The organism is Alcanivorax sp. HI0044 (genome assembly GCF_001634945.1).
Map to the genome: position 1 here is coordinate 1 of NZ_LWEZ01001488.1, position 1,240 is coordinate 1,240.

General features: G+C 55.4%; 1 protein-coding gene. It reads right to left on the minus strand.

The features are described from left to right. A partial coding sequence (locus tag A3730_RS22540; RefSeq protein ID WP_156501302.1) for a TonB-dependent siderophore receptor occupies positions 1–1,240 on the minus strand: 1,240 nt, incomplete at both ends.

Here is a 1,240-nt window from a genome sequence, read left to right on the forward strand (position 1 = left end):
GGACCCAACTGACCGCGGCACCAGGAGACGTATTCCTTGTCTGTCAGGTTGCGCACGTTGAGGCTGAAGTCCCAGTCACTGACAGCGTAACCGAGCATCGCGTCATACAGCGTGACAGAGGGAACCTTCGGGTTGGCCCCCACACCATCTGCATCGCCGGCATAATCAAAGCCCACATTGTCGCCCACATAACGCACACCGGCACCAAAGCGCAGACCATTTTCCAGTTCGTACTTACCCCAGGCAGAGGCCAGACGGTCGGCAAGGTACGGCAGACGCTCACCAGATTGGTCATCCACCACACGTTGGTCGGTGTAACTGGCCAGCAGCTCAAGATTCCCCAAGCGCTTCTTCACTTCCAGTTCCCAGCCCTCGGATTTAGCGCCGACCTGGTCAACGGTGTTGGGGCTGCTTCCCTGCACCACACGGTTGGTTTCTTCAATGTAGAAATAGGCTGCAGTGACAGAAAGATCACCCGAGTCGTTGAGGTATTTGAAACCGGCCTCTTGCTGCTCGCCAGTGGTGGCTGCAAGGCTGCTGCCATCGTTAGTCCCCAGATTCGGCACAAAGGCCTCGGAGTAACTCACATAGGGAGAGAGGCCAAAATCGAACTGGTACATCAAGCCAAGACGGCCGGTGGTTTCGCTGTCATCACTTTCATTGTTGTTATCGTTAACCACATAGACCTTGTTGGTGGACTCGTCGTGGCGCAGGGCGCCGGATACCACCACATTACCAATCTCCATATGGTCAATCAGGTACACGCCAGTTTGACGAATGGCGTTGTCATTGCGGTCCTCAGGTGTCAGTGCACTATAATCCACGTTGCCGTACACCGGATCATAGAGGTTGATTGGCGAGCCCAGGGTGGATTCATAGTTACCTTCCTCCCAGAGCGCATCCTGGTAATCCACCCCAATCGCGAGAGTGTGGTAAGTGCCGGCAAAACCGAAGTTACCTTCCATGCGAGCATCAAAGTTGCTGATGCTCGTTTCCCGGTCCGCCATATGGATGGTCCGATTCGTTGTCCCATCACTGGCAACCCCGGCTCCGATAGCCGCCCAGTGTTCGCGGGTTTCGGTCTCAGAACTGGAATGGCGGGCGGTCAGTGCCATGTTCCAATGGTCATTCAGGCGTTGATCTACAAACAGGGTCGCTTCATTCAGCCTGCGATCATAACGATCCCAACTTNGCTCCCCCACAAAGGTGTTAACCGGAATACCCCCTTTGACGCCCGGCA